Annotated in this window: 19 protein-coding genes and 1 pseudogene; 11 read left to right on the top strand and 9 right to left on the bottom strand. The window is 64.1% G+C overall.

Annotated features, from left to right (window positions below):
* Positions 1-28 precede the first annotated feature (28 nt).
* Both HDG32_RS03660 and HDG32_RS03655 read right to left on the bottom strand, forming a co-directional pair.
* Positions 29-541 (bottom strand): metal-dependent hydrolase, encoded by a 513-nt coding sequence (locus tag HDG32_RS03660; protein WP_184063278.1) that lies wholly within the window; start codon positions 539-541, stop codon positions 29-31.
* A gap of 149 nt (positions 542-690) precedes the next feature.
* A complete protein-coding gene (locus HDG32_RS03655; protein WP_184063274.1) occupies positions 691-1200 on the bottom strand; it encodes a hypothetical protein in 510 nt (169 codons plus the stop codon).
* 865 nt (positions 1201-2065) lie between these two features.
* On the opposite strand from HDG32_RS03655, the gene HDG32_RS03650 reads away from it, so the two are divergent.
* Positions 2066-2587 carry a hypothetical protein gene (locus tag HDG32_RS03650; RefSeq protein WP_184024828.1) on the top strand — a complete coding sequence of 174 codons (522 nt, stop codon included), beginning with the start codon at positions 2066-2068 and terminating at the stop codon, positions 2585-2587.
* A gap of 176 nt (positions 2588-2763) precedes the next feature.
* On the opposite strand, the gene HDG32_RS03645 is transcribed toward HDG32_RS03650, so the two are convergent.
* Positions 2764-3195, bottom strand: coding sequence for a hypothetical protein (locus HDG32_RS03645; protein ID WP_184063271.1), 432 nt, complete (start codon positions 3193-3195; stop codon positions 2764-2766).
* A gap of 240 nt (positions 3196-3435) precedes the next feature.
* On the opposite strand from HDG32_RS03645, the gene HDG32_RS03640 reads away from it, so the two are divergent.
* The 6 genes from HDG32_RS03640 to ggt all read left to right on the top strand — a co-directional run bounded on the left by HDG32_RS03640 (position 3436) and on the right by ggt (position 10139).
* Positions 3436-4137, top strand: coding sequence for a CDP-alcohol phosphatidyltransferase family protein (locus tag HDG32_RS03640; protein WP_184063268.1), 702 nt, complete (start codon positions 3436-3438; stop codon positions 4135-4137).
* Positions 4134-4949 carry a 2OG-Fe(II) oxygenase gene (locus HDG32_RS03635; RefSeq protein ID WP_184063265.1) on the top strand — a complete coding sequence of 272 codons (816 nt, stop codon included), beginning with the start codon at positions 4134-4136 and terminating at the stop codon, positions 4947-4949. The genes HDG32_RS03640 and HDG32_RS03635 overlap by 4 nt, the downstream gene beginning before the upstream one ends.
* A complete protein-coding gene (locus HDG32_RS03630) occupies positions 4946-6022 on the top strand; it encodes a lysylphosphatidylglycerol synthase domain-containing protein (protein WP_184063263.1) in 1077 nt (358 codons plus the stop codon). The genes HDG32_RS03635 and HDG32_RS03630 overlap by 4 nt, the downstream gene beginning before the upstream one ends.
* Positions 6023-6050: 28 nt before the next feature.
* Entirely contained in the window at positions 6051-6815 is a 765-nt protein-coding gene (locus HDG32_RS03625) for an NTP transferase domain-containing protein (RefSeq protein WP_184024855.1), read from the top strand.
* A 139-nt stretch (positions 6816-6954) separates the two neighbouring features.
* Positions 6955-8358, top strand: a complete 1404-nt coding sequence (locus HDG32_RS03620) for an MFS transporter (protein ID WP_184025626.1) — start codon at positions 6955-6957, stop codon at positions 8356-8358.
* A gap of 35 nt (positions 8359-8393) precedes the next feature.
* Positions 8394-10139, top strand: a complete 1746-nt coding sequence (ggt, locus tag HDG32_RS03615) for a gamma-glutamyltransferase (RefSeq protein WP_184063260.1) — start codon at positions 8394-8396, stop codon at positions 10137-10139.
* 325 nt (positions 10140-10464) lie between these two features.
* Here the strand turns inward: ggt and HDG32_RS03610 are convergent, their stop codons facing one another.
* Positions 10465-11619 (bottom strand): Fic family protein, encoded by a 1155-nt coding sequence (locus HDG32_RS03610; RefSeq protein ID WP_260335514.1) that lies wholly within the window; start codon positions 11617-11619, stop codon positions 10465-10467.
* Between the two features lie 207 nt (positions 11620-11826).
* Positions 11827-12876 (bottom strand): S1C family serine protease, encoded by a 1050-nt coding sequence (locus HDG32_RS03605; RefSeq protein WP_184063254.1) that lies wholly within the window; start codon positions 12874-12876, stop codon positions 11827-11829.
* A 177-nt stretch (positions 12877-13053) separates the two neighbouring features.
* Here HDG32_RS03605 and HDG32_RS03600 point away from each other — a divergent pair, with 177 nt between their 5' ends.
* Positions 13054-13452 carry a VOC family protein gene (locus HDG32_RS03600; RefSeq protein ID WP_184063251.1) on the top strand — a complete coding sequence of 133 codons (399 nt, stop codon included), beginning with the start codon at positions 13054-13056 and terminating at the stop codon, positions 13450-13452.
* Positions 13453-13614: 162 nt separating this feature from the next.
* Positions 13615-14541, top strand: a complete 927-nt coding sequence (gene ppk2 / locus HDG32_RS03595) for a polyphosphate kinase 2 (RefSeq protein ID WP_184024931.1) — start codon at positions 13615-13617, stop codon at positions 14539-14541.
* Between the two features lie 98 nt (positions 14542-14639).
* Here the strand turns inward: ppk2 and HDG32_RS03590 are convergent, their stop codons facing one another.
* Together HDG32_RS03590 and HDG32_RS03585 are read right to left on the bottom strand one after the other, a co-directional pair.
* A complete protein-coding gene (locus HDG32_RS03590) occupies positions 14640-16226 on the bottom strand; it encodes an inorganic phosphate transporter (protein WP_184063248.1) in 1587 nt (528 codons plus the stop codon).
* 236 nt (positions 16227-16462) lie between these two features.
* Positions 16463-17056 carry a short chain dehydrogenase gene (locus HDG32_RS03585; RefSeq protein ID WP_184063245.1) on the bottom strand — a complete coding sequence of 198 codons (594 nt, stop codon included), beginning with the start codon at positions 17054-17056 and terminating at the stop codon, positions 16463-16465.
* A gap of 224 nt (positions 17057-17280) precedes the next feature.
* Between HDG32_RS03585 and HDG32_RS03580 the strand changes: the two are divergent.
* Both HDG32_RS03580 and HDG32_RS03575 read left to right on the top strand, forming a co-directional pair.
* A pseudogene (locus tag HDG32_RS03580) lies at positions 17281-18139 on the top strand (CHAD domain-containing protein).
* Between the two features lie 103 nt (positions 18140-18242).
* The gene (locus HDG32_RS03575) at positions 18243-19838 is read left to right on the top strand and encodes a sensor domain-containing diguanylate cyclase (protein WP_184063242.1); all 1596 of its coding nucleotides are present in this window, start codon (positions 18243-18245) and stop codon (positions 19836-19838) included.
* Between the two features lie 66 nt (positions 19839-19904).
* Here the strand turns inward: HDG32_RS03575 and HDG32_RS03570 are convergent, their stop codons facing one another.
* A complete protein-coding gene (locus HDG32_RS03570) occupies positions 19905-21017 on the bottom strand; it encodes a VTT domain-containing protein (RefSeq protein WP_184063239.1) in 1113 nt (370 codons plus the stop codon).
* 218 nt (positions 21018-21235) lie between these two features.
* Positions 21236-21874, bottom strand: coding sequence for a GTP cyclohydrolase I FolE (gene folE, locus HDG32_RS03565; RefSeq protein WP_184063236.1), 639 nt, complete (start codon positions 21872-21874; stop codon positions 21236-21238).
* Positions 21875-21927 lie beyond the last annotated feature (53 nt).

The raw sequence follows: 21927 nt of genomic DNA, 5'->3' as shown, positions 1-21927 counted from the left end.
ACGCCGGGCCGATAGCATCGCGCTGCGCCTAGCCGATCGGCCAATGGCGCAACCACGGCAACGCATGCATGCCATGCAGCCACACATGCTCGCCGATAAACCAGGCGGCCGCCCAGGATGCCGCGACGACGATCAGATCGCAGTGCCCGCTATTCCATAGATTCAACGAATGTCGCCCGGCGATCCACGGCACGCCGAGCGGATTCGGCCAGTCGGCGAGCAGATGCATCAGGCCGCCGCACGCGAAGCCGAACGCGGGCGCCGCGAAGATCGAATGTCCGAGCGTGTGATACGACACCGCGAGCAGCGCGAGCCAGCCGATGCCCCAATGCGTCAACGTGCGATGCGTGATCCACAGCCGCCGCGCGCGCGACCACCATGCGACTTCGAGCCAGTCCGGCGCGGTGCTGCCGGCCACGCCGGCGATGAAGCTCAGCAGCACGCCAGCATGAAACGGACCGCCGCCGCTGCGCGCGACGATCGCCGCCGCGATGATGCCGGCTGCGAAACCGGTCGCATGATGCGCTTTGCTGGATGCCATCGAAACTCGCGGCACACGTGCCGCGCGAAAAACAAAGGGCGGCTATGTTCGCAGATGGGCGCGTAAAAAAATAGCCGATGCGCGAGATAAAAATTCGCGCACCGGCCTTCCGTGCATGACGCGCACGGCGTTCAAGCGCGCCGCGCCGCTCAGGTCGCGCAGCGCGCGATATCGAAGCGCATCTCCTCTTCGGGCGGATCGTCGGGCGCATTGGCCGGATGCACGACCTTGATGACCGTGGTGCCGTTGAGCGGGGTCAGCGTGACGAAGTACGAGTTGTGCGAATCGGCACCGACCGCAAGTTCGGTCGCCGCGCCGGCGTGCGAGGTGCGCACGCGCGGCAGACGTTCTTCGAGGCAGGCGGCGATGGACGCAGGCGTGCGTGACGACGACACGTACACGAGCGGTGCGGACGCGTCGCGCGCGGGGCCGCCCGATGAACCGCAAGCGGCGAGGGTGGCGGTGAGGGCGACAACTGGGGCAAGCAGGAGAAGTCTTTTCATGATCCGATCGTCGGCATTCCCGGTCATGCATGGGAAGGTGAGGCGCGGGCGAAGCGCGATGCGCTGACGTACAGCGCGATGCTTCGCGACGAAGCTGCCGTGCGGGCGGCGAGGTTTCGCGGCGTCGCACGGCGGCCGGGGCAGTATACCGAGCATGTGTCGACGTCGTCACTAGCGCGGCCATGCGTTTATTGGTCTGACGGCAAACCGTAAGGCCCATGAAAATACCCGAACGTGATCGTGTCGCGTGGGTTCGACCGCGCCACGCGGGGATGGCCGCGCGGCGCAATGCCTGCATGAAAAGCGTGGTGAGAAGCGCCGTCAGAAGCGATGCCGCAGACCGACTGCCGCGGCGACCTGGTTGCCGGTCGACGACGGCGCAAGCGTATTGATCGCCGCGACGTTCGCGCCGAATCGGCATTCGAGCGAAAGTTGCTGCTTGCGCGCCGGTGACTGTCGATTCGCAGCGAAGTGTAATTGCCGCTATGCGGATATTTAATTGCGCGCCTTACAACGGTCTATTTTCGAATCCGGGATTATGTGAATTAATCGCGTAAGTGCAGGTCTGCAAAAGGAAATTATTTTTAACGATGAATGGCGGGACGCGCTGTCAAGTCACGGGCTGTTGTCGGGCGGTAACGGCTCAAGGCCTCGCGGCGAGCACGAGGGGAAAGCGGACGAGGCCGTTTGCGCTGATTCCCACGGTTTTGCGCAATGCAGTCTTTCGAAGAAAGCCTTAAATCGAGGGTGGATGCCACTTATAATTTTGATAGACCCCTTCGACCAAAGGGTGTCTTTTTCATTTTTACACGCGGCTTTCGGGCCGCGTTTTTTTATCTGAAATTTAAAGCGGATTTATACATCGTCGCGTAGGTAAATATAACTTTTTGCGCGTTGAGCGGCGGCGCCGTTCCGAACGCGCCTTGTCCGTTCGTCAGAGCGAGCAGGGCCAAGCGGCTGGGCAGGTAGAATCGCGGGTTCGAAATCTGTTTGTGCGCCCCGCGAAGTGAGTGAACCTGTGATGACCGACACGCCCTTTCCCTCGACCGACACGAATGCCGAGTTCCTCGGACCGGACGACAGCGTGCATGAAGAACGTCTGTGGCGCGACAACGGCTGGACCGCGCGCATCATCAAGAACGAAGACGACGAAGGCTGGGCCGTCGAAATGATCAAGGACGGCGAGGCGGAGCCTGCGCTCGTCGGACCGTGGACGATGGGCCGCAACAAGAAGGATCCGAAGCCGCTCGACGTATCGGCGTTCAACACGCTCGTGAAAACCGCGGCGGAAGTGCTGCGTCGTCACGAGCAGCAACTGCGCGCGCAACTCCACAAGACGGTGCGCGTGCCGAGCGCGGACGGCAACGACGAACTCGACATCACGCTCGACATCGTTCCCGACGAAGACGAGCCGTACGCACTGTTGAGCGCGCTCGATATTTTCGGCGAGCAGATCGCGCAAGTGCAGGTTGCGCCGACGTTCAAGCTCAGCAAGGCGAGCGCCGCGGCGTGGGTGGCAAACGAGTTTCGTCGGCCGGGGTAAGTGGCGGTTGTAGGCGCGGTTGCGTCGTGATCGGATCCACTGGTCGCTGACACTGCCGGCGATCATGGCGCAGCTGGCAGAGCGGCGCTGCTATGTCACTGGCCACTCGAACTGGCTCGTGGTCGAAAATATCGACGATCGTGGCGAAACGGTCGAATACGACGTCTCGCCAAACCCTATCTGCGCTTGCAGAAAATCGCGGTGATGAGCGGCGCGACGTGATGCACGATCGCCGTGCTGCCGGCGTTTTCAAGCGCGCTTTTAACATTGTCGTCGCTGCCGAACACGACCGCGCCATACGCGGACTGGGCGACCGGTTCGCCGTCGCCGACCCGGAACATCGGGTCGTCCTTTTCGAAGCCTACCACCGCGAATACGCGGAAACCGAACGCGGTCAGATGCACATCGGGCATCGGCGAAAACGCGTTGATCGAGTTGCTTTCGACGTGACTTGGCTTCGGTTTGATCAGCTGCTGCTGCATCAGATCGGCAATGAACTGGTGGCCGCTCTCATTGCATGTCAGCGGCGCGTCGAGCTCCACGGCGAACGAGGAAAGGGGCAGCGCGGCGGCGGCGGCAAACAGCAGAGGGACAAGGAGACGGTTCATGAGCGTAGGCGGGCGTCAACAGTCGATGTCGTGGATTAGCAACCACTGCGCCATCCCCCGGAGGGCACGAGCGGTGCTGCACATCGAACAGATTCCGCGTGACTGGCACAACTGGATTCGCACTGTACAGCGATTCGGTGAATTCCGCTTTGTGACGGACACACGAACGGCATTTGCAAATTGCAGAGAAACGTATGACATAACAGCAAGCTTTCAGAATCCCGTATATATTTCCGCCTTATGACTTCGCAACCCCGACCTCCAATCAACGTTCCGCCGCCGCGTACGTGGGACGCCCGGCTCGCCCGCCGGCTCGTGACACCGCTAGTCGACACCTGGGTCACCCCGAACCATTTGACCACGCTGCGCCTGCTGATCGGCGTCGCAGGCGCGCTGTGCCTTGCGCACGGGGGATTCGCGTGGGCCAATGCGGGCGCACTGCTGATCGTCCTGTCGAATTTCGTCGATCACACGGACGGCGAACTCGCGCGAGTGGGCGGCAAGTCGAGCCGCATCGGTCATTTTTACGACCTCGCCTGTGATGCGCTCGTGACCGTGATGCTGTTCGTCGGCATGGGTATCGGTGTCGGCGGCGCGCAGATCGACGTTTTGAAGCTCGCGCCCGGCGTGCTCGGCGCGGTGGCTGGTGTCGCGGTCGCCCTGATCTTCTTTTTGCGCATGCGGATCGAGGAAATGGTCGGCAAGGCCGGCACGAAGCAGGCATCGATGGGGGGCTTCGAAACCGAGGACGTGCTGTACCTGCTGCCCATCGTCACGCTGACGAATGTCGTCGCGCCGTTCGTGGTGGTCGCGTCGATCGGCGCGCCGCTGTTCGCCGTATGGGTGGTGATCGACTACTGGCGCGTCGCGCGCCGTAGCGCTCGCCCGACGGCCAAGGCCGCCAGCGCGTCTGAATCCCGTCAACAGCGGGCCAGCAAATGAATCTGCACGCCGAAGACGACGTGATCGCGCGCGTGTCGTCAGGCACGCCCGTGGCGGCGCTCACGCCCGCGCCCGATGCCGACCGCGCGGTCGCGAGCCGTACCCGCACGTTCGACAACGCGCGTCTGCGTAAAGACTTCGCCGCGCAGGACGCGTTTCTGTATCTGGACGAGTTCCTCGCGCGGGAAGTGACCGCGCAGCTGGTACACAGCGCGCGCGCGCTGCTCGACGAAGTGAACCGCAACTATCTGCCGGGTCACAAGCAGGGCGGCAGTGTCAGCCGCCATACGATCGACCGTCTGGCGCCGTTCATCGCCGAGCTGTATCGCTCGAAGGAGTTGATCGGCTGGCTCGAGCAGCTTAGCGGCGACCAGTTGCAGGTGTCGCCCGCCGACGATCCGCACGCCTACGCGCTCTACTACTACACGCGCCCCGGCGACCATATCGGCTGGCACTACGATACTTCGTATTACGACGGACGCCGCTACACGCTGCTGCTCGGCGTAATCGACGAATCGTCGTGCCGGCTCGACTACGAACTGCATACGCGCAATCCGGAGGTGCCGGACCAGCCGGGCTCGGTGCAGATTCCGCCGGGCGGCCTCGTGTTTTTCGATGGCGACAAGCTGCGTCATCGCATCACGCCGGCCGGGCCGAACGAGATGCGTGTGTCGCTGACGTTCGAATACGTCACCGATCCCAACATGCGGCCATGGCGCCGCTTCGTTTCCAACATGAAGGACGCGATCGCGTACTTCGGTTTCCGCCAGGTGTTCCGTCAGATGGCGTCGCGCGGCAAGGACGCCGCGTGAGTCGGGCGGCCCTGCTTCTGCTGTCGATTGGCTCGGCGCTGTTCGTCGGCCTGCTCGCCTGGCAGGGCTTCGGCTCGGTGGCGTCGACCTTGCTCGCAGCCGGCTGGGGGCTCGCGGTCGTCGCCGCGTTCCACGTGGTGCCGCTCGTGCTCGATGCGGCTGCGATCGCCGTGCTGTTCAGGCGCGACCACCCCTCGCGTGACGGTGCGCATGAAGGTCCGGCAAGCGGTGCAACCAGCCGCCCGACTAGCGCTGCACGAGCCGAACCCTCGCTGCGCGATGCGCTGTCCGCGCGCTGGATCGGCGAGTCGGTGAATAGCCTGCTGCCCGCTGGGCAGATCGGCGGCCCGGTGGTGATGGTGCGTCAACTGTCGCAGCGCGGCATGCTGCTGCGCGACGCGGCCGCCGCGATCACCGTCAGCACGACCTGGCAGGCGCTCGCGCAAATCGTGTTCGCGCTCGGTGGCCTCGCGATGTTCGGCGCGTACGCCGCGCACGGCACGCTGCACGACCTGCGCACCGCAACGCTGATTGCGACCGGCGTACTCGGCGCGCTGATCGCCGCGTTCTACTTCGCGCAGCGGCGCGGTCTGTTCGGCCGGCTGCTGGGCGTGGTGTCGAAGGTGTTCGGCAAGCGCGACTGGTCGTCGCTGATGACGCGCGCGGAAGCCGTCGATGCCGCCGTGCAGTCGCTGTACCGCGAGCGCGGCCGCGTGGCGGCGAGCTTTGCGCTGAGCCTCGTGGGATGGGTCGTCGGCACGGCCGAGGTATGGCTCGCGCTGCGTTTTCTCGGTCATCCGGTCGGCTGGATCGACGCGCTGCTGCTGGAAAGCATCGGCCAGGCGATTCGCGGCGCGGCCTTCATGATTCCGGGCTCGCTCGGCGTGCAGGAGGGCGGCTATCTGCTGCTCGCGCCGCTGGTGGGTTTGCCGCCCGACGCGGCGCTGGCGTTGTCGCTCGCCAAGCGTGCGCGTGAACTCCTGCTGGGCCTGCCGGGCCTGCTTGTATTGCACTTCAGCGAACGAAGCTGGCAACGGCGGCGCGCTCCACGGCGTGTGCCGGTTGCCGATTGACCTCCGTACTTTTTTCAAAGGACCGCGCATGCGCGCAATCATTCTCGCAGCGGGCCTCGGCCTGCGTCTCCAGCAGCCGCCGCAAGCCCAGTTTCCGAAATGCCTGTTGCAGTTCGACGGCATGAGCCTGCTCGAACGGCATCTGCAGATGCTCGAAACCGCCGGCGTGACCGACGTCGTGCTGGCGCTCGGTTTCCAGCCGGAATCCGTGCAGGCGGAACTCGCGCGCATCGACTGGCCGCACAAGGTCGAGACCGTGCTCAATCCGCGCTTCGATCTGGGCAGCGTGCTGACCGTGCATACCGTTGCCGACGCGTTGACGCGCGGCGGCGACGTGCTGCTGATGGACGCCGACGTGCTGTACGACGAGCGCATCCTGAGCGCGCTGGTGGCGGGCGAGTCGGTCAACCGTCTGCTGATCGACCGCGATTTCGAAGCGGGCGACGAGCCCGTCAAGCTGTGCCTGAAGGACGGCGTGCCGGTCGAGTTGCGCAAGCAGCTCGCGGTCAATCTGGAGTACGACACGATCGGCGAGTCGGTCGGCTTCTTCCGCTTCCGCGAGGAAACCGCGCGACGCTTCACGCAGATCGTCGCGGGCTATATCGACAGCGGCCGCGCGAACATGCCGCACGAAGAGGCGGTGCGTGACCTGCTGCTCGAGCGCAGCCAGGTGTTCGACACGGCCGAGGTGAGCGGCGCGCCGTGGATCGAGATCGACTTTCCGAACGACGTCGCGCGCGCCGCCAACGAGATCCTGCCGCAGTTGCAGCCGCTCGTCAGCGCATCGCGCTGAGGCGTCCGTGCCGCGCGCGAAGATGCACGGCAGCGCGCGATGGCACACGGCAAAATCCCCTCGCGCGACAACATTTGTTGTCGCCGCGATGCCATAATCGACGCTTTCCATTGATGGCTGGCCGCCCGTCGCCATGACAATGCTGCTCGCTTTAGGCGCTTTCATCGTTCCGCTGATCGTCGCGTGCGCGATGTTCATGGAAAACGTGGACGGCACGGTCATCGTGACGTCGCTGCCGGTTCTGGCACGCGACCTCGGTCATGATCCGATCACGCTGAAGCTTGCGGTCACCGCGTATGTGATCGGCCTTGGCGTCTTTATCCCGATCTGCGGCTGGGTCGCCGACCGCTTCGGTTCGCGCACCGTGTTCCGCACCGCGATCGGCATCTTCATGGCGGGCTCGCTGCTGTGCGCGGCCTCCACTTCGCTCGTTACCTTCGTGCTCGCGCGCTTCGTGCAGGGCATCGGCGGCGCGCTGATGGTGCCGGTGGGCCGCATCATCATCTTCCGGTCGCTGCCGAAGTCGGAGTTCATTCGCGCGATGAACTATCTGACGGTGCCGGCGTTGCTCGGTCCGGTGGTCGGGCCGCCGCTCGGCGGCTTTATCACCACCTATCTGCACTGGCGTCTGATCTTCGTGATCAACGTGCCGATCGGCCTGCTCGGCATCTGGCTCACCAACAAGTACATCGCCAATACGCGCGAGCCGCATCCGGGCCGGCTCGACTGGCTCGGCTTCGTGCTGTCGGCTAGCGGGGCTTCGCTGTTCATGCTCGGGCTCTCGCTGGTCGGCGGCGAACTGGTGTCGACGGGACAATCGGTCGGCATGTGCGTGACCGGCATCGTGTTGCTGCTGCTTTATGCGCTGTACGCGAGCCGCGTCGCGCTGCCGGTGCTCGATCTGCGTTTGCTGCGCATTCCAAGTTTTCATGCGAGCGTGATCGGCGGTTCGCTGTTTCGGATCGGTCTTGGCGCCGTGCCGTTCCTGTTGCCGCTCGCGTTGCAGGAAGGGCTCGGCATGACCGCGTTCAGAGCCGGCGCGATCACGTGCGCATCCGCGTTCGGTTCGATTTTCATGAAGACGGTGGCGTCGCGCATTCTCGAACGCTTCGGCTTTCGTACCGTGCTGATGGTCAACGCCGCGTGCGCGGGTCTCGCGATCGCCGTGTACGGGTTGTTCTTTCCCGGCACGCCGCATTGGGTGATCTGGTGCATCGTGCTGGTGGGCGGCTTCTTTCCTTCTCTGCAATTCACGTCGCTCAATACGCTGGCCTATGCGGATATTCCGGGCAGCGACGTCGGCCGCGCGACGAGTGTCGCGAGCGTCATCCAGCAGATGTCGCTCGGCCTCGGCGTGACGATCTCGGGCATCGTGCTGCAGATTTCGCATCGTGTGCAAGGGCATCCGAACATCGTGTTCTCCGATTTCTGGCCGGCGTTTCTCGTCGTCGGTCTGTTCTCGTGCCTGTCGATTCCGATTACGCGGCGGCTGCCGCGAGACGCGGGCGATGAGATCTCGCGCGGCCGTCGCGGGCGCGCGTAAGCCATCATGCGGATGTCGTCGTCGATGAGGAGGTCATGAACTTGTTTCGCAACGTCAAAGCTTCAACCAGTGCTTCGATCAGCGGTCTTGCCCTGATTGCAATCCTCTGCGTTTCAACCGGGTTTCTCGAGGCGGCGCCTGCTGTCGCGAAAGCGCCCGCGAAGACGCAACCGGCCGTGCTTGCCGGTTCGGCGATTGCGGTGCCGGACTCATACAGCGCCGATGCCGCCGAGCAGATCTTCAACGAAGGCGGCAATGCGGTCGATGCGGCCGCCGCGATCGCCTTCACCCTTGCGGTCACGTTCCCGGATGCGGGCAACATCGGCGGGGGCGGGTTCATGACGCTGTACGTCGACAACAAGCCGTATTTCCTCGACTATCGCGAGCGCGCGCCGCTCGCCGCGACGAAGAACATGTATCTCGACGACAAGGGCGAGATCATCAAAGGCATGAGCCTGGTCGGCTATCGCGCGGTGGGCGTGCCAGGCACCGTCGACGGCATATGGCAAGCGCAGCGCCGTTTCGGCAAGCTGAAATGGCAGCAGGTGCTCGCGCCGGCTATTCACTATGCGCGCGACGGCTTCATGGTCGCCCCGCAACTGCAGAAGCTGCGCGACGATGTGGCGAAGAACTTCGCGGGCAAGACCAATTTCGACACCTACTTCGGCAATCTGAAGCAGGGCGTCACCTTCAGGCAGCCTGACCTTGCCGCGGTCCTGCAGCGTATTTCCGATCAGGGCGCGAGAGATTTCTACACGGGCAAGACTGCGGATCTGATCGCCGCTTCGATGCGCGGCCACGGCCTGATTACGAAGGCCGATCTCGCGCAGTACAAGGCGGTTTGGCGCGAGCCGGTGCAGGCGAACTGGAACGGCTACCGCGTGATCACCGCGCCGCCGCCGAGTTCGGGCGGCGTCGGGCTCGTGCAACTGCTGAAGATGAAGGCCGATATCGCGCCCGAGTTCAAGAACGTGCCGCTCAATTCCGTGCAATACGTGCATCTGATCGCGGAGCTCGAGAAGCGCGTGTTCGCGGACCGCGCGCAGTATCTCGGCGACCCGGATTTCTACAAGGTGCCGGTCGCGCAACTGATCGACGATCCGTATCTGGCCAAGCGCGCGGCAGAGGTCGATCCGAATATGCCGTCGGACACGAAGAGCATTCAGCCGGGGCTCGGGACCTCGATGCCGGAGAAGGCGGAGACCACGCATTTTTCGGTGGTCGACAAATGGGGCAACGCGGTGTCGAACACGTACACGCTGAACGGCGCGTTCGGCTCGGGCGTCGTGGTGGATCGGGCAGGCATCGCGCTGAACGACGAGATGGACGACTTCTCCGCGAAGCCGGGCGCCGCCAACATGTTCGATGTGGTCGGCAGCGACGTGAATGCGATCGAGCCGAAGAAGCGCCCGTTGTCGTCGATGGCGCCGACGATTCTGACGAAGGACGGCAAGGTCGCGCTCGTGATCGGCACGCCGGGCGGATCGCGGATCTTCACGACGATCTTCCAGGTGATCAACGACATCTACGACTTCGACATGCCGTTGCCGGATGCGCTCGCCGCGATGCGTTTCCATCACCAGCTATTGCCGCCGAATACGATCTATTCGGAGCCGTACAAGCCGATCGAGGGCGAACTCGCGCAGCAGCTCGAGGCGAAGGGCTACAAGCTGGAAGGGCAGGAATTCACCGGCGATGTTCAGGTGATCAGGATCGATGGGGACGAGCCGGAGGCGGCGGCCGATCCGCGCGGGCGAGGGGTGACGCGGGTGGTTCGGTAGGGAGGAGAGCCGGTTGCAGCCATTCTCTTCGACGATAAGCCTAGGGTCTGTTTACATATGGAACGCACGTGCGTTGCCGCGAGAAGGGCCGCTCGCAAGGATTGCGACGCCGCGAATACTCGACGTATTCGCAAGGAGCATGACGCAGCGAGCGGCCCTTCTCGCGGCAACCCCAGTTCTGAATTCCATTCCAGGGGAATGCCCGCTATCGGCCGCATGGCGGCGTCGTGCGTCGCTCACGTGGCGCGGCCACGCAGCGCTCCTTACTCCTTGCCCTGCGGCCGATAGCGGGCATTCGCACGTGCGTTCCATATGTAAACAGACCCTAGTCCTGATCGACTTCGGGCCATAGTCTCGGGAATAGAAATCGAAGACTTTTCAATGGGAGTCCGAACGAGAGATTGCCGCGATGGGAAGGCGAGTCGAGCAGTCCAATATCAAGTAGAGAGCGCGTAATCCGGCGAGCCAGAACATCAGTAACGCCAAGTATCTGATTGAATTCGGCGCGGCTGACTGCACGCCGCGTCGCCACAAACTCCATCGCCAGTGCCGAGGCCTCCGGTTTGATCACCGATTTTTCGGAGCCGATCATCCACGGATTCGAATCGAGGTAACGCAATAGATCGAGCAGGCGATCTGCAATGCCATCGAACTCGGTCATGCGAACCATAAAGCTTACCTGGTCCAGGCAGCAATCGAGAAAGAACCGCGCGAAACGCACCAGGCCTTCCTGGGATAGATTGCCTCGGCCATCGAGGTCATTGCGGCGCGTCTGGTCGGCTTCGCTCAATCTTGCGTAGTACAGCTCATGTTCGCGTGCGAGACCGCGAAGCGGAGACCATAGGCCATGCGTCAAGTCGGCCGATCGTAAAGCGAGATGTGAATGCAGACGTGCCACCCGGCCATTGCCGTCTGCGAACGGGTGAGTCCATGCCAACCGATGATGCGAGCAGGCGATGCCGATCAACTGATGGTCCTTGATCCGTAGGCGCGCATATCGCTTGGCCCATGCATCGAGCAATGGCGCGATCATTTCAGGTTCTGGCGCGAGATGCCGGCCCACGGTGACGTCCGATTTGCGAAGTTCGCCCGGCACGATCGGTTCGCCCTCGCTGGTAAATCTCTCAGCGACCGGTAAATAGGAAAAAAATCGCTCATGAATGGCCGTAAGTCGTGCGGGCTCGAACAGGGCGGGCGTCGCAAGCAAATCCCACTCTTCTTCGAGCGAGGATTCCGTTGCAATATGCGCCATCGCAAGGCGCTGCTTTTTGCGCTCGGCGACGTCAGCTGAATAGTCGCGCTTGAGAGCGGCCTCGATCCTGGCGGGCGTGGTGTGCTGGCCTTCGATCTTATTTGTGTAGTACGAATTCATCGCACGCAATTGCGGGACGAGCGCCGCGGCCAATGGCGTCCCGCTTACGGCAAGGAGCTTTTGCGATGAGTCGACGAGTTCGGTCGTGCGCTCGATCAGCGGATCCAATACACGGTCCTCAGGAAACAAGGGTTCGAACGATACGACGGTCGTCATGGCGGATTGTAGGGTTTGATGTAGAGTTATATGTTGTTTATTATATCGTTCAATAAATTGATTTATAAGGATTTTAATTATTTCTTGTAGAGTCTAATGTAGGGTTTGCGGTAGGATGGCGCCTGACTGTTCACCCCGCAGTCCCCGGCAATCCCCCCATCACCCTGCCTGCTCCACCGGCGTCACCGTCAACTCCACCCGCTGCGCGCCGCGCAACACCGTCACGTTGACCGGCTTGTCGATACGCGAAGCATCGAGCGTGCGTTGCAGTGCATCCACATCCTGCACCGGCTGCGCGTCGATCGCGACGATCGTGTCGTCGGTGCGCAAGCCGCCGAGCGCCGCCGGACTGCCTTTGACGATCTCCATCACGCGCACGCCGCTTTGCGTGCCGAGCCCGAAGTAGCGCTGCACGCGCCGCGACACCGGCGTCGTCGTGCCGGCCACGCCGATATACGCGCGTCGCACGCGACCGTGCGCGAAGATCTGCATGATGACCCACTTCGCGGTATCGATCGCGGTCGCAAAACAGATGGCCTGTGCGCCAGGAATGATCGCGGTATTCACGCCGATCACCTGACCCGCCGAATTGATCAGCGGTCCGCCCGAGTTGCCCGGATTCAACGCCGCGTCGGTCTGGATCACGTCGTAGATCATGCGGCCGGAGTTCGAGCGCAGCGACCGGCCGAGCGCCGAAACGACGCCGGTCGTCACGGTCTGTTGCAGCCCGAGCGGGTTGCCGACCGCAATGGCGATCTGCCCGACGCGCAGCTTCGATGATTCGCCGAGTTCGACATGTGACAGCGGTTCCGGCGAACCGATGCGCAGCACCGCGAGATCGCTGCCGGGATCGTCGCCGACCAGATCGGCGTCGAACTTCGCGCCGTCGGCCAGCGTCACCTGGATATGCGTCGCGCCATGCACGACGTGGCTATTGGTCAGCAGGTAGCCGTCGGGCGTGAACAGGAAGCCCGAGCCGGTGCCGCCGCGCGCGCCGCGCCCATGCGCGGACGCGTCGCCGGGCAGCCGGCGTTCGACGGCGATAAACGCGACCGCCTGCTGCACGCGCTCCAGTGCACCGATCACGGTGCGGGAGTAGGCGTCGAGCAGCGCGTCGTCGTCGTGGGTCAAAAGGTCGGTGGATTGGGGCCCGGGGGCGTCGGATGCGGCGCTCGACAGGTCATCGATGAAGCGTGGGCGGCTTCCCATAACGATGCTCCGGATAGACGGGCTCCGAGATGCGGGGCGCTGCGCGAGTTTTCAAGTGCATCCCGGGGGCGTGGGCGGCGTCCCGGCCGCGCCGCCAGACCGGTGGCCACTGCCCGTGAGACACTTTCCCGGGCGGGCCGTCGCTCGCCGCTCGCTCGCGCCACGGAGACCCTGTTCATGTCCGCATCTAACGCTTCAGCGCCGCAATCCCCGCAGCCGGGTCCACGCATCGAGTCGCTCTGTGCGATCACGCTCGCCACCAGCGACATGCAGCGCGCCGTCGCGTTCTACGAAGCGCTCGGCTTCCCGCTCAAGTTCGGCGGTCCGCGCGAGGCCTTCACGTCGTTCGCGTTCGGCAGTTCGTATTTGAACCTGATCGCCGATGCGCGCGCGCCGGTCAACTGGTGGGGGCGCGTGATCATCTACGTGTCGGACGTCGACGCGTTCCATGCCAGGGCGGTGGCGGCAGGCTTGCAGCCGACGTTCGCGCCGTCGGATGCGCCGTGGGGCGAGCGCTATTTTCATATCACCGATCCGGACGGCCACGAACTGAGCTTCGCGCGGCCGCTGCCCTAGCGGCGGAAGTCGGGGCAAAACTCGCTATCATGGGGTTACCACGCATGTGCAGCGGCCGCCCACGCGGTAACACGGCTGACACCTCGCGCTTCGATAATCGAACGCGACCGCGTCGCGCTAGCCGCCGCGCACCATCCCATTCCTGTTGCGAGGAGAGCCGCAATGAAAGAGCCGGACCCGAGACCCGATATCGAACTGATGGCGGAGCGGCAACGCCGTTTCGAGGAAGACCTCATCGATGCCTACGACGAAGAACTCGAAATGGAGGTCGACGACCGCATCATCGACGGCCCGGCCGGCCTTACGCCCGAGCATCGCGAGGCGCGCAAGCAATACTTCCGCGAACTGTTCCGGCTGCAGGGAGAACTGGTCAAGCTGCAGGACTGGATCGTCGCGACCGGGCACCGGCTCGTCGTGATCTTCGAGGGGCGCGACGCGGCCGGCAAGGGCGGCGCGATCAAGCGCATCACACAGCGCCTCAATCCGCGCGTGTGCCGCGTGGCCGCATTGCCCGCGCCGAACAATCGCGAGCGCACGCAATGGTATTTCCAGCGCTATGTATCGCATCTGCCGGCGGGCGGCGAGATGGTGCTATTCGATCGCAGCTGGTACAACCGCGCGGGCGTCGAGCGCGTGATGAACTTCTGCACCGACGAGGAATACGAAGAGTTTTTCCGCTCGGTGCCGGAGTTCGAAAAGATGCTGGCGCGCAGCGGCGTGCAGATCCTCAAGTACTGGTTTTCGATCACCGACGAAGAGCAGGAAATCCGCTTCCAGAACCGCATTCACGATCCGCTCAAGCAGTGGAAGCTGAGTCCGATGGATCTGGAAAGCCGGCGCCGCTGGGAAGCCTATACGCTGGCGAAGGAGGTGATGCTGCAGCGCTCGCATATCCCCGAGGCGCCGTGGTGGGTCGTGCAGGCCGTCGACAAGAAACGCGCGCGCCTGAACTGCATTCAGCATCTGCTGAGCCAGGTGCCGTATCACGAGATCGAGCATCCGCAGATCGACTTGCCGTCGCGTGTCTATCACGAAGACTATAGCCGTCAGCCGGTGCCTCAGTCGATGATCGTGCCCGAGGTGTATTAAAAGCGGATCGTATGAAATAGCCGGCCAACGAAAAAGCGCGGTACGTATATCAGCGTACCGCGCTTTTCTTCTTGCTTCGCCCCGCCAGATCGGCGAACTCAGAACACCGAACGGAACACCCAGAACAGCCCGCCCGCGAGCGCGATCGACGCGGGCAACGTCAGCACCCATGCGAGGATCAGACTGCGCACCGTGGCCCATTGCAGACCCGAGCCGTTGGCCGCCATCGTGCCGGCCACGCCGGAAGAGAGCACATGGGTCGTCGACACCGGCAGACCGTAGACGTCGGCGGCACCGATCGTGACCATCGCGACGAGTTCAGCCGACGCGCCCTGGCCGTACGTCAGATGCTGTTTGCCGATCTTCTCGCCCACCGTAACGACGATGCGCTTCCAGCCGACCATCGTGCCGAGACCCAGCGCGATCGCGACTGCCACCTTGACCCACGGCGGAATGAACTTGGTCGCGTGGTCGATCTGCGTTCTGAAGTTGGCGATGATCTTTGCGTCCTCGGGCGAGAACTGCGGCTGATTGGTCTTCTGCATCAGACGGATCGCCTCGGAGGTGACATACATGTTGTTGCGCACGTTATCGACGATGCCTTGCGGCACCGCGGCCATCGAGCCCGACTCGCCGACCTGGCGACCGATCTGCTCGGTCAGCTGCTGCAGCGCCGGCAGCGTGGCGGGCGTCAGCTGACGGGTGCGCACGAAGGCCTCGACGTCGGCGCGCGGATCCGCGGAAGGCACCGCGCCCTGCGTGTAGCGCGACAGCGTCGCCGCGGTTTGATGCGCGACCGCGACGAAGTTTTGCGTTTGCGCCGGCGTGACCGCCTTGTTCAGCGCGTAGGCGGTGGGCACAGTACCGATCAGGATCAGCATGATCAGCCCCATGCCTTTCTGGCCGTCGTTCGAGCCATGCGCGAACGACACGCCCGTGCAGGTCAGAATCAGCAGGCAGCGAATCCAGAACGGCGGCGGCTCCTTGCCCTTCGGCTCGGCATACAGCGCGGGCACGCGCACGACGGCCTTCAGGATCAGCAGCAGCAGGCCCGCAAGCAGAAAGCCCACGATCGGCGAAAACAGCAGCGACTTGCCGACGCCGAGCGCCTGGTTCCAGTCCACGCCACTGGTGCCGTTCGCACCATGCAGCATCTGATTCATCAGACCTACGCCGATGATCGAGCCGATCAGCGTGTGCGAACTCGAAGACGGCAGGCCCAAAGACCACGTGCCCAGATTCCAGATGATCGCGGCGATCAGCAGCGCGAATACCATCGCGAAGCCGGCGGCGCTGCCAACCTGCAGAATCAACTCGACGGGCAGCAGTTGCAGCACGCCGAAGGCGACCGCCCCGCTCGACGTCAGCACGCCCAGAAAATTCCACGCGCCGGACCAGACGACCGCGATATTCGGCGTCAGCGCGTGGGTATAGATGACGGTGGCGACCGCGTTGGCCGTATCGTGAAAGCCATTGACGAACTCGAAGCCGAGCGCGATCAGCAGCGCGACACCGAGCAGCAGATACGGCAGTACCGAGCTTTCGCGTACCGGCTGCAGATCGTCTATCAGATGAACGCCGCAGTACACGACGCCCGCGATGAGCAGGGCAACGAAAATAACCAGGCCCGCGTTACGGCCTTTGCCGCTGGCGGCGCCTGGTTGCGGATACGAAAGTTCCGGCATGACGTGAGCCCCAAAAAGTGGTCGCAGAGTGTTTGATGCTGCTTTCGCTGTGTGTCGCAAGGATGACAACTACGTGACGGCATTGGGGGTGCTGGAAAAGCAGGCGCGGCGCGGCCTATGCTGCGCCGCTCACGCCGGTAAATGCTACGCAGGCTGGCGGACGGGAATAGTAAGATGTCCGAACCGGACTAAGCAAGTGATGAATGGCACGAGCGGCGAGCGGGCTTCGGTTGCGCTTACGATGCGCTGATTACTTCGCCGCTTGCGCTGCCACCGAGGGTGCGTTTATAAGCTTGCGCGACGATTTCCGCCGGTACCCCTTGCGACGGATCGCGGCCCATCGATTCGAGCGTTTCGGCGACCCACCCCGGGCTCACCACATTGACGCGGGCCTTGCCCCGCAACTCGAGCGCGGCCGAGCGCGCGAACGCTTCGACACCCGCATTGACGATGCTGACCGCGGCGCTGCCTTCCATCGGCTGTTGCGCAAGCACGCCGCTCGTCAGTGTGAACGAGCCGCCTTGCGACACATGGTCCACGCCGCAGCGCACCAGATTGACCTGCCCCATCAGTTTATTGGCAAGACTAAAAGAAAAGTCTTCGTCGCCAAGCGCCGCGAGCGGCGCGAATTTCGCGGAGCCGGCCGCGCAGATGATCGCGTCGAAGCTGCTGGCTTGCGCATACATCGCTTCGATGCTGCGTTTGTCCGACAGGTCGACGTGCAGTTCGGAGCCTTTGCGGCTCGCGCCGACCACGTCATGCTCCGTGGCGAGCAGCCTCACGATGTGCGAACCGAGCAGGCCGGTCGCACCGACAACGAGTATTCGCATACATCCTCCTAAGGTCTGTTTGCGGCATTTGCCGCGCGCTGCACACTGCATCGTCGCCGGAGCACTCGCCGAGCCGTGCAACGCGCGATCCTATCGGTCGAGGATAGACGCTGCCGGCGCGACGCGCCAACGCGTGAGGGAAGAGCCGGCTGACACGCGCCGCGATCCTCCTGAGCATCATTTTTGCTACGCTGGAAGTAAGGTCATGTTTCCCGGGAGCGTCGATGAAGCAAGACAGCGAGACAGTCAACGAGCCGGTAGAGGACGAACCGGCACAGCGTGCCTTCACTTCCTATGCCGCGCCGCTCGTCGATGAGGCAATCCGGCTCGCCAACAGGGTGCACGGCCGGGGTGCACGGCGACGCGTCACCCGAAGCGCTGCACAAACTGCGCGTTTCACTGCGGCGTTTGCGTTCGTTATGGTGGGCTTTCGCACCGCTGCTCGACAAGGGCGAAAATTCCCGGCAACGCGCGGTCTACAAGTTTCTCGCCACCGCGGCGGGTAAAACGCGCGATTGGGACATCCTGATCGCGTTGCTCAAGCAGCAAGACAGCGGCGCGCAAGCATTGATGCCGAAGCTCGAGCAGGCGCGCCGCGACACGCTGGCGACCAGCCGCGAGACGTTGTTGAACGCCGACGTCAAACACCTGCTGCGCGATGCGTTGGCCACCACTTCCGCGCAACTGCACGCCACGCACGATTCGGCTAGTGCGCTGCGCAAATTTGCCGCTCGACGCATAGGGGCGTCGGAGCGCTCATTGAAAAAGCGCATCAAAGGCGCGCGCCATGCGAAACGCTCGAATTACGCAGCCTTTCACGATGTCAGAAAAGCGGGCAAGAAACTGCGCTATCTGTTCGAGTTTTTCGGGCCGGTGCTTAAAACCAGCCATAAGCGCACGCTCAAGCGCCTGAAAAAAATCCACAAGCGCTTCGGCATGCTCAACGATACCGTCGCCAGCGAAACGCTGTTGCGCGACAATGCCGCGTCGCTTGCCGAGGCGGACCACATCGAAGCCGCGTTGGGTTGGCTCGACAGGAAACGCAAACGCCGCTTGCGCGCGGCGTCGGAGCTACTGGGCTGAGAGAGCGCGTTCGGTCCTCGCTAGCGCGGAGGATCCGCAGCCCAAAATGCACGGCGCACCGCGCTGCGGTCCGAAAGAATAGTCCGCGAAGGAGGCGAGGAGCGTGGCACCGCATGGGCTTTCGCTGCGTCATCGGCTGCGCCTGACGTTGCGCGCCGTTCGAGCCGGGATGACCCGCTATGTGGGCAACCGCCCGTGGGTGGCCGGCGTCGCCGGCACGCTCGTCGCGTTGGCGATGTCGATCCTGACGGCGGCGGAGGTCGGCGAAGGCCGCCGCGAAATGCTCGATCATGCGCGCCAGACGTCGCAAAACCTCGTGTCGATCATTTCCGCCGATCTCGCGCGCAACGTCGAAATTTATAGTCTGTCGCTGCAATCGATGGTGGATGCCGCGGGCGATCCGCTCACCTGGACGCTGCCGGTCCCGGTGCGCCAGGCGATGCTGTTCGATCGCGCGACCACCGCCGCGTTTCTCGGCGGTGCGTATATAGTCGGCGCCGACGGTGAAGTGGCCGCCGCGCAGTACGCCGACGCCAACACCACCGTCCATCTCGACGATCGCGAATACTTTCAGGTGCATCAGCGCAATCCGGCGGCGGGCCTGTATTTCTCGCATCCGTTCATGTCGCGGCTGCGTGGCGGCGAGCTGTCGATCGCGCTGACGCGGCGCATCGACGATGCGCAAGGCCGCTTTGCCGGCATCGCGCTGCTCGCGATCCGCATCGAGTACTTCCAGCACCTGCTGGACCGGATCGACACCGGCGAGCACGGCTCGGTTTTCATCGTGATGGCGGACGGCACGCTGCTCGCGCGCAAGCCGTTCGACGCGCGCGCTATCGGCACGAGCGTCGCCAAGTCGCCGACCTTCGCACCGATGACGGTGCACGACTCCGGCAGCTACGTATCGGTCTCGCGGGTCGACGGTGTGCGTCGCATCTTCACCTACACGCACGTACCGGGCACGCCGCTGATCGTGGCGATCGCGCCCGCTGTCGATGACGTGCTCGCGCCGTGGCAGCGTCGCAGCCACGTGGCCGCCGCGCTGACCATCTCGTTCGGCTCGGTGTTCGTGGTCGTGTCGTGGCTGCTCGCGTTCGCGCTGCGCGACAAACAGCGCGCGCAGGCCGCGCTGCTGCGTCTTGCCGCGACCGATCCGTTGACCGGGCTCAGCAATCGCCGCGTGCTCGACAAGCGGCTCGACGACGAATGGAAGCGGGCGCGACGCGACAACAAGCCGCTGTCGGTGCTGTTCATCGATATCGATCACTTCAAGCGTTTCAACGATACCTACGGCCATGAGAGCGGCGACGAGGTATTGGTCGCGGTGGCTGATTGCATCGCGTCCGTGGCGCGGCGCTCGGCCGATCTGGTCGCGCGCTACGGCGGCGAAGAGTTCGCGGTGGTGCTGCCGGATACGACCGCGCAGGGCGCGTTCGCGGTCGCGGAGCAGATTCGTCGCAAGGTGGAAAACCAGGTCATCGTGCGCGGACACGATGCGCCGCGAGCGGTGACGGTGAGCGTCGGCTGCGCAACGGCGCTGCCGAGCGCCACGGATGTCGCGAACGGACTCGAACTGATGGCGGTCGCTGATGGACAGTTGTATGTGGCGAAGAACGAAGGGCGCAATCGCACCCGGTCGGCGCAGTGGGACGAGTATTCGGCGACGCAGGGGGCCTCGCGCACGGGGGCGGCGCCTTAACGCCAGGTGTTCGTTCGCGTGAGCGTGAGCGCCTTCCCGGCCCAGATTGTCGCGACGCAGCGCAATTCAGGCGTGCTCCGCACTGCGCGGCGCGAAGCCGCGCAACGTCACCGCCGCTGGTGTTTCGTCCAGCAACGCCGAGCGCGGCCGATCGGCGGCCGCACCATCCGCGTGAGCCAGCAAGCCCACCGGGAAGCCACGCCGCTGCCATGCATCGAGCCCGCCGGGCAGTGCGCGAATCCGCGTGTAGCCATTGCTGCGCATAAGTTGCGAGACTTCGAGCGCGGTCGCGCTGTCCGGGCAGATGCAATAGATGACCATGTCGTGCGTGCGCAGCGCGCCGTCGATCTGCTCAGGCGAATGCGGATCGAGCGCGCGCGCGTCGGGAATCTGGCGTCGCAGATCGAGCAGCGCAGCGCCGGGCCGCGCATCGAGCACGCGGGACGGCGCCATGCGGCGCAGGCGGCCGGAGCGCCGCCAGCGCCACGGCATGCTCGACGCGGCGGCACTCGCCGATGAAGCCTGCGTCGGCGCGGCCAGCATCGGCGCGGCTTGGGCCGCCGTGGCTCGCGTGAACCGGCGCCGTTCGTAATATCGCAGATACAGCCGGTAGAGCAGATAGACGAGCGCCACCGCAAGAAGAATGTCGGCGATCGTGCCGCCGCGCTGCTCGACGAACGCGCGCAGCATATGCACCTCGCGTTCCACGGCCGCGCCGCCGAGCAGCCAGAACGTCGCCCACGCGATCACGCTCGCCAGATCCCATAGTGCGTAGATGCGGATGTCGACGGCGGTCGTACCCATCAGCGGCGGCGTGATCAGGCCGAGGCCGGGCACGAACTTCGAAACCGACACGAGCGGCACGCCATAGCGTTCGAATAGCTCGCGCGCGGTTTCCAGCCTCGTATCGACGGCGGGCGACAAGCGGCCGAGCCACGCGAGCAGTTTGCGTCCATACAGCCGGCCCGCTGTGAACCAGGTGCCGTCGCCGATCAATGCGCCCAGCACCGCCGCGCCGAGGGTCGGCCAGAACGCCAGGGTGCCCGCGGCGATCGCCGAGCCCGCGAACAGCAGCATCGGCACGGCCGGAATCGGTACGCCGAGGCGCGTCAGCAGGACGTTGACGAACACGATAGCGCTGCCCCAGGTTGAAACCGCCGACAACGGAAACTCGACCAATTGAGGCGCTCCTGTTGCTGCTGTTGGGCTGCCATGCGTGGACGGCCGGTGTCGACCATCGGCCTCAATCGTCAATACGCAACTAACTGTCAACCCCGCGTGCCCACCGCAAGGTGGCCGGCGTGCTTGAAGAGAGTGCGCGCGGGCGCGCACGCTGGATTCGCAGGGGCGGGGGCTGCATCGTCAACGAACCACAAGCGGCCCCCGGATCCACCTCATCAGGCATTCGGCATCGCCACCACGCCCGGATTCCCGACGATCGCCAGAAACTCCCGCCGTGTCGACGGATCGGTGCGGAACGTGCCGAGCATGCGCGACGTGACCATCGTGACGCCCGCCTTGTGCACGCCACGCGTCGACATGCACTGATGCGCGGCTTCGAGAATCACGCCCACGCCGGCCGGCTGCAGCACGTCGTTCAGCGTATCGGCGATCTGCACCGTCATCTTTTCCTGGATCTGCAGCCGTTTCGCGAACGCATCGACGAGGCGCGCGAGCTTCGAAATGCCGACCACGCGATGGTTCGGCAGATACGCGACGTGCGCGCGTCCGATGATCGGCACCATATGGTGCTCGCAATAGCTTTCGAAGCGGATGTCCTTCAGCACGATCATTTCGTCGTAGCCGTCCACTTCGGAGAAGGTACGCGCGAGGATGTCGCGCGGATCGACCTGGTAGCCGACGAAAAACTCGTCGTAAGCGCGCGTCACGCGTGCCGGCGTGTCGATCAGGCCTTCGCGCTGCGGATCGTCGCCGGCCCAGCGCAGCAGCACGCGCACGGCTGCCTCGGCTTCTTCGCGGCTCGGGCGTTCGGTGGCTGCTACGGGTTTGGTCTTCTTTGCCTTGCTGCTGGTCATGCGTCGCTCTCCTGGATCGCGCGTCGACGCTGCGCGGCGCGCGGGGTCAGTAA

It is taken from the genome of Paraburkholderia sp. CI2 (assembly GCF_014201055.1).
Classification (GTDB): domain Bacteria; phylum Pseudomonadota; class Gammaproteobacteria; order Burkholderiales; family Burkholderiaceae; genus Paraburkholderia; species Paraburkholderia tuberum.
Note: the sequence above shows the minus strand (reverse complement) of the source record. Positions and strands in the feature narration are given on the sequence as shown.

Coding starts and splice junctions, on each gene's coding strand:
- HDG32_RS03650 (WP_184024828.1), top strand. CDS start 2,066: ATGACCGACACGCCCTTTCCCTCGACCGACACGAATGCCGAGTTCCTC.
- HDG32_RS03645 (WP_184063271.1), bottom strand. CDS start 3,195: ATGAACCGTCTCCTTGTCCCTCTGCTGTTTGCCGCCGCCGCCGCGCTG.
- HDG32_RS03660 (WP_184063278.1), bottom strand. CDS start 541: ATGGCATCCAGCAAAGCGCATCATGCGACCGGTTTCGCAGCCGGCATC.
- HDG32_RS03605 (WP_184063254.1), bottom strand. CDS start 12,876: ATGGGAAGCCGCCCACGCTTCATCGATGACCTGTCGAGCGCCGCATCC.
- ppk2 (WP_184024931.1), top strand. CDS start 13,615: ATGAAAGAGCCGGACCCGAGACCCGATATCGAACTGATGGCGGAGCGG.
- HDG32_RS03640 (WP_184063268.1), top strand. CDS start 3,436: ATGACTTCGCAACCCCGACCTCCAATCAACGTTCCGCCGCCGCGTACG.
- HDG32_RS03635 (WP_184063265.1), top strand. CDS start 4,134: ATGAATCTGCACGCCGAAGACGACGTGATCGCGCGCGTGTCGTCAGGC.
- HDG32_RS03600 (WP_184063251.1), top strand. CDS start 13,054: ATGTCCGCATCTAACGCTTCAGCGCCGCAATCCCCGCAGCCGGGTCCA.
- ggt (WP_184063260.1), top strand. CDS start 8,394: ATGAACTTGTTTCGCAACGTCAAAGCTTCAACCAGTGCTTCGATCAGC.
- HDG32_RS03585 (WP_184063245.1), bottom strand. CDS start 17,056: ATGCGAATACTCGTTGTCGGTGCGACCGGCCTGCTCGGTTCGCACATC.
- HDG32_RS03620 (WP_184025626.1), top strand. CDS start 6,955: ATGCTGCTCGCTTTAGGCGCTTTCATCGTTCCGCTGATCGTCGCGTGC.
- HDG32_RS03590 (WP_184063248.1), bottom strand. CDS start 16,226: ATGCCGGAACTTTCGTATCCGCAACCAGGCGCCGCCAGCGGCAAAGGC.
- HDG32_RS03625 (WP_184024855.1), top strand. CDS start 6,051: ATGCGCGCAATCATTCTCGCAGCGGGCCTCGGCCTGCGTCTCCAGCAG.
- HDG32_RS03655 (WP_184063274.1), bottom strand. CDS start 1,200: ATGCTCGGTATACTGCCCCGGCCGCCGTGCGACGCCGCGAAACCTCGC.
- folE (WP_184063236.1), bottom strand. CDS start 21,874: ATGACCAGCAGCAAGGCAAAGAAGACCAAACCCGTAGCAGCCACCGAA.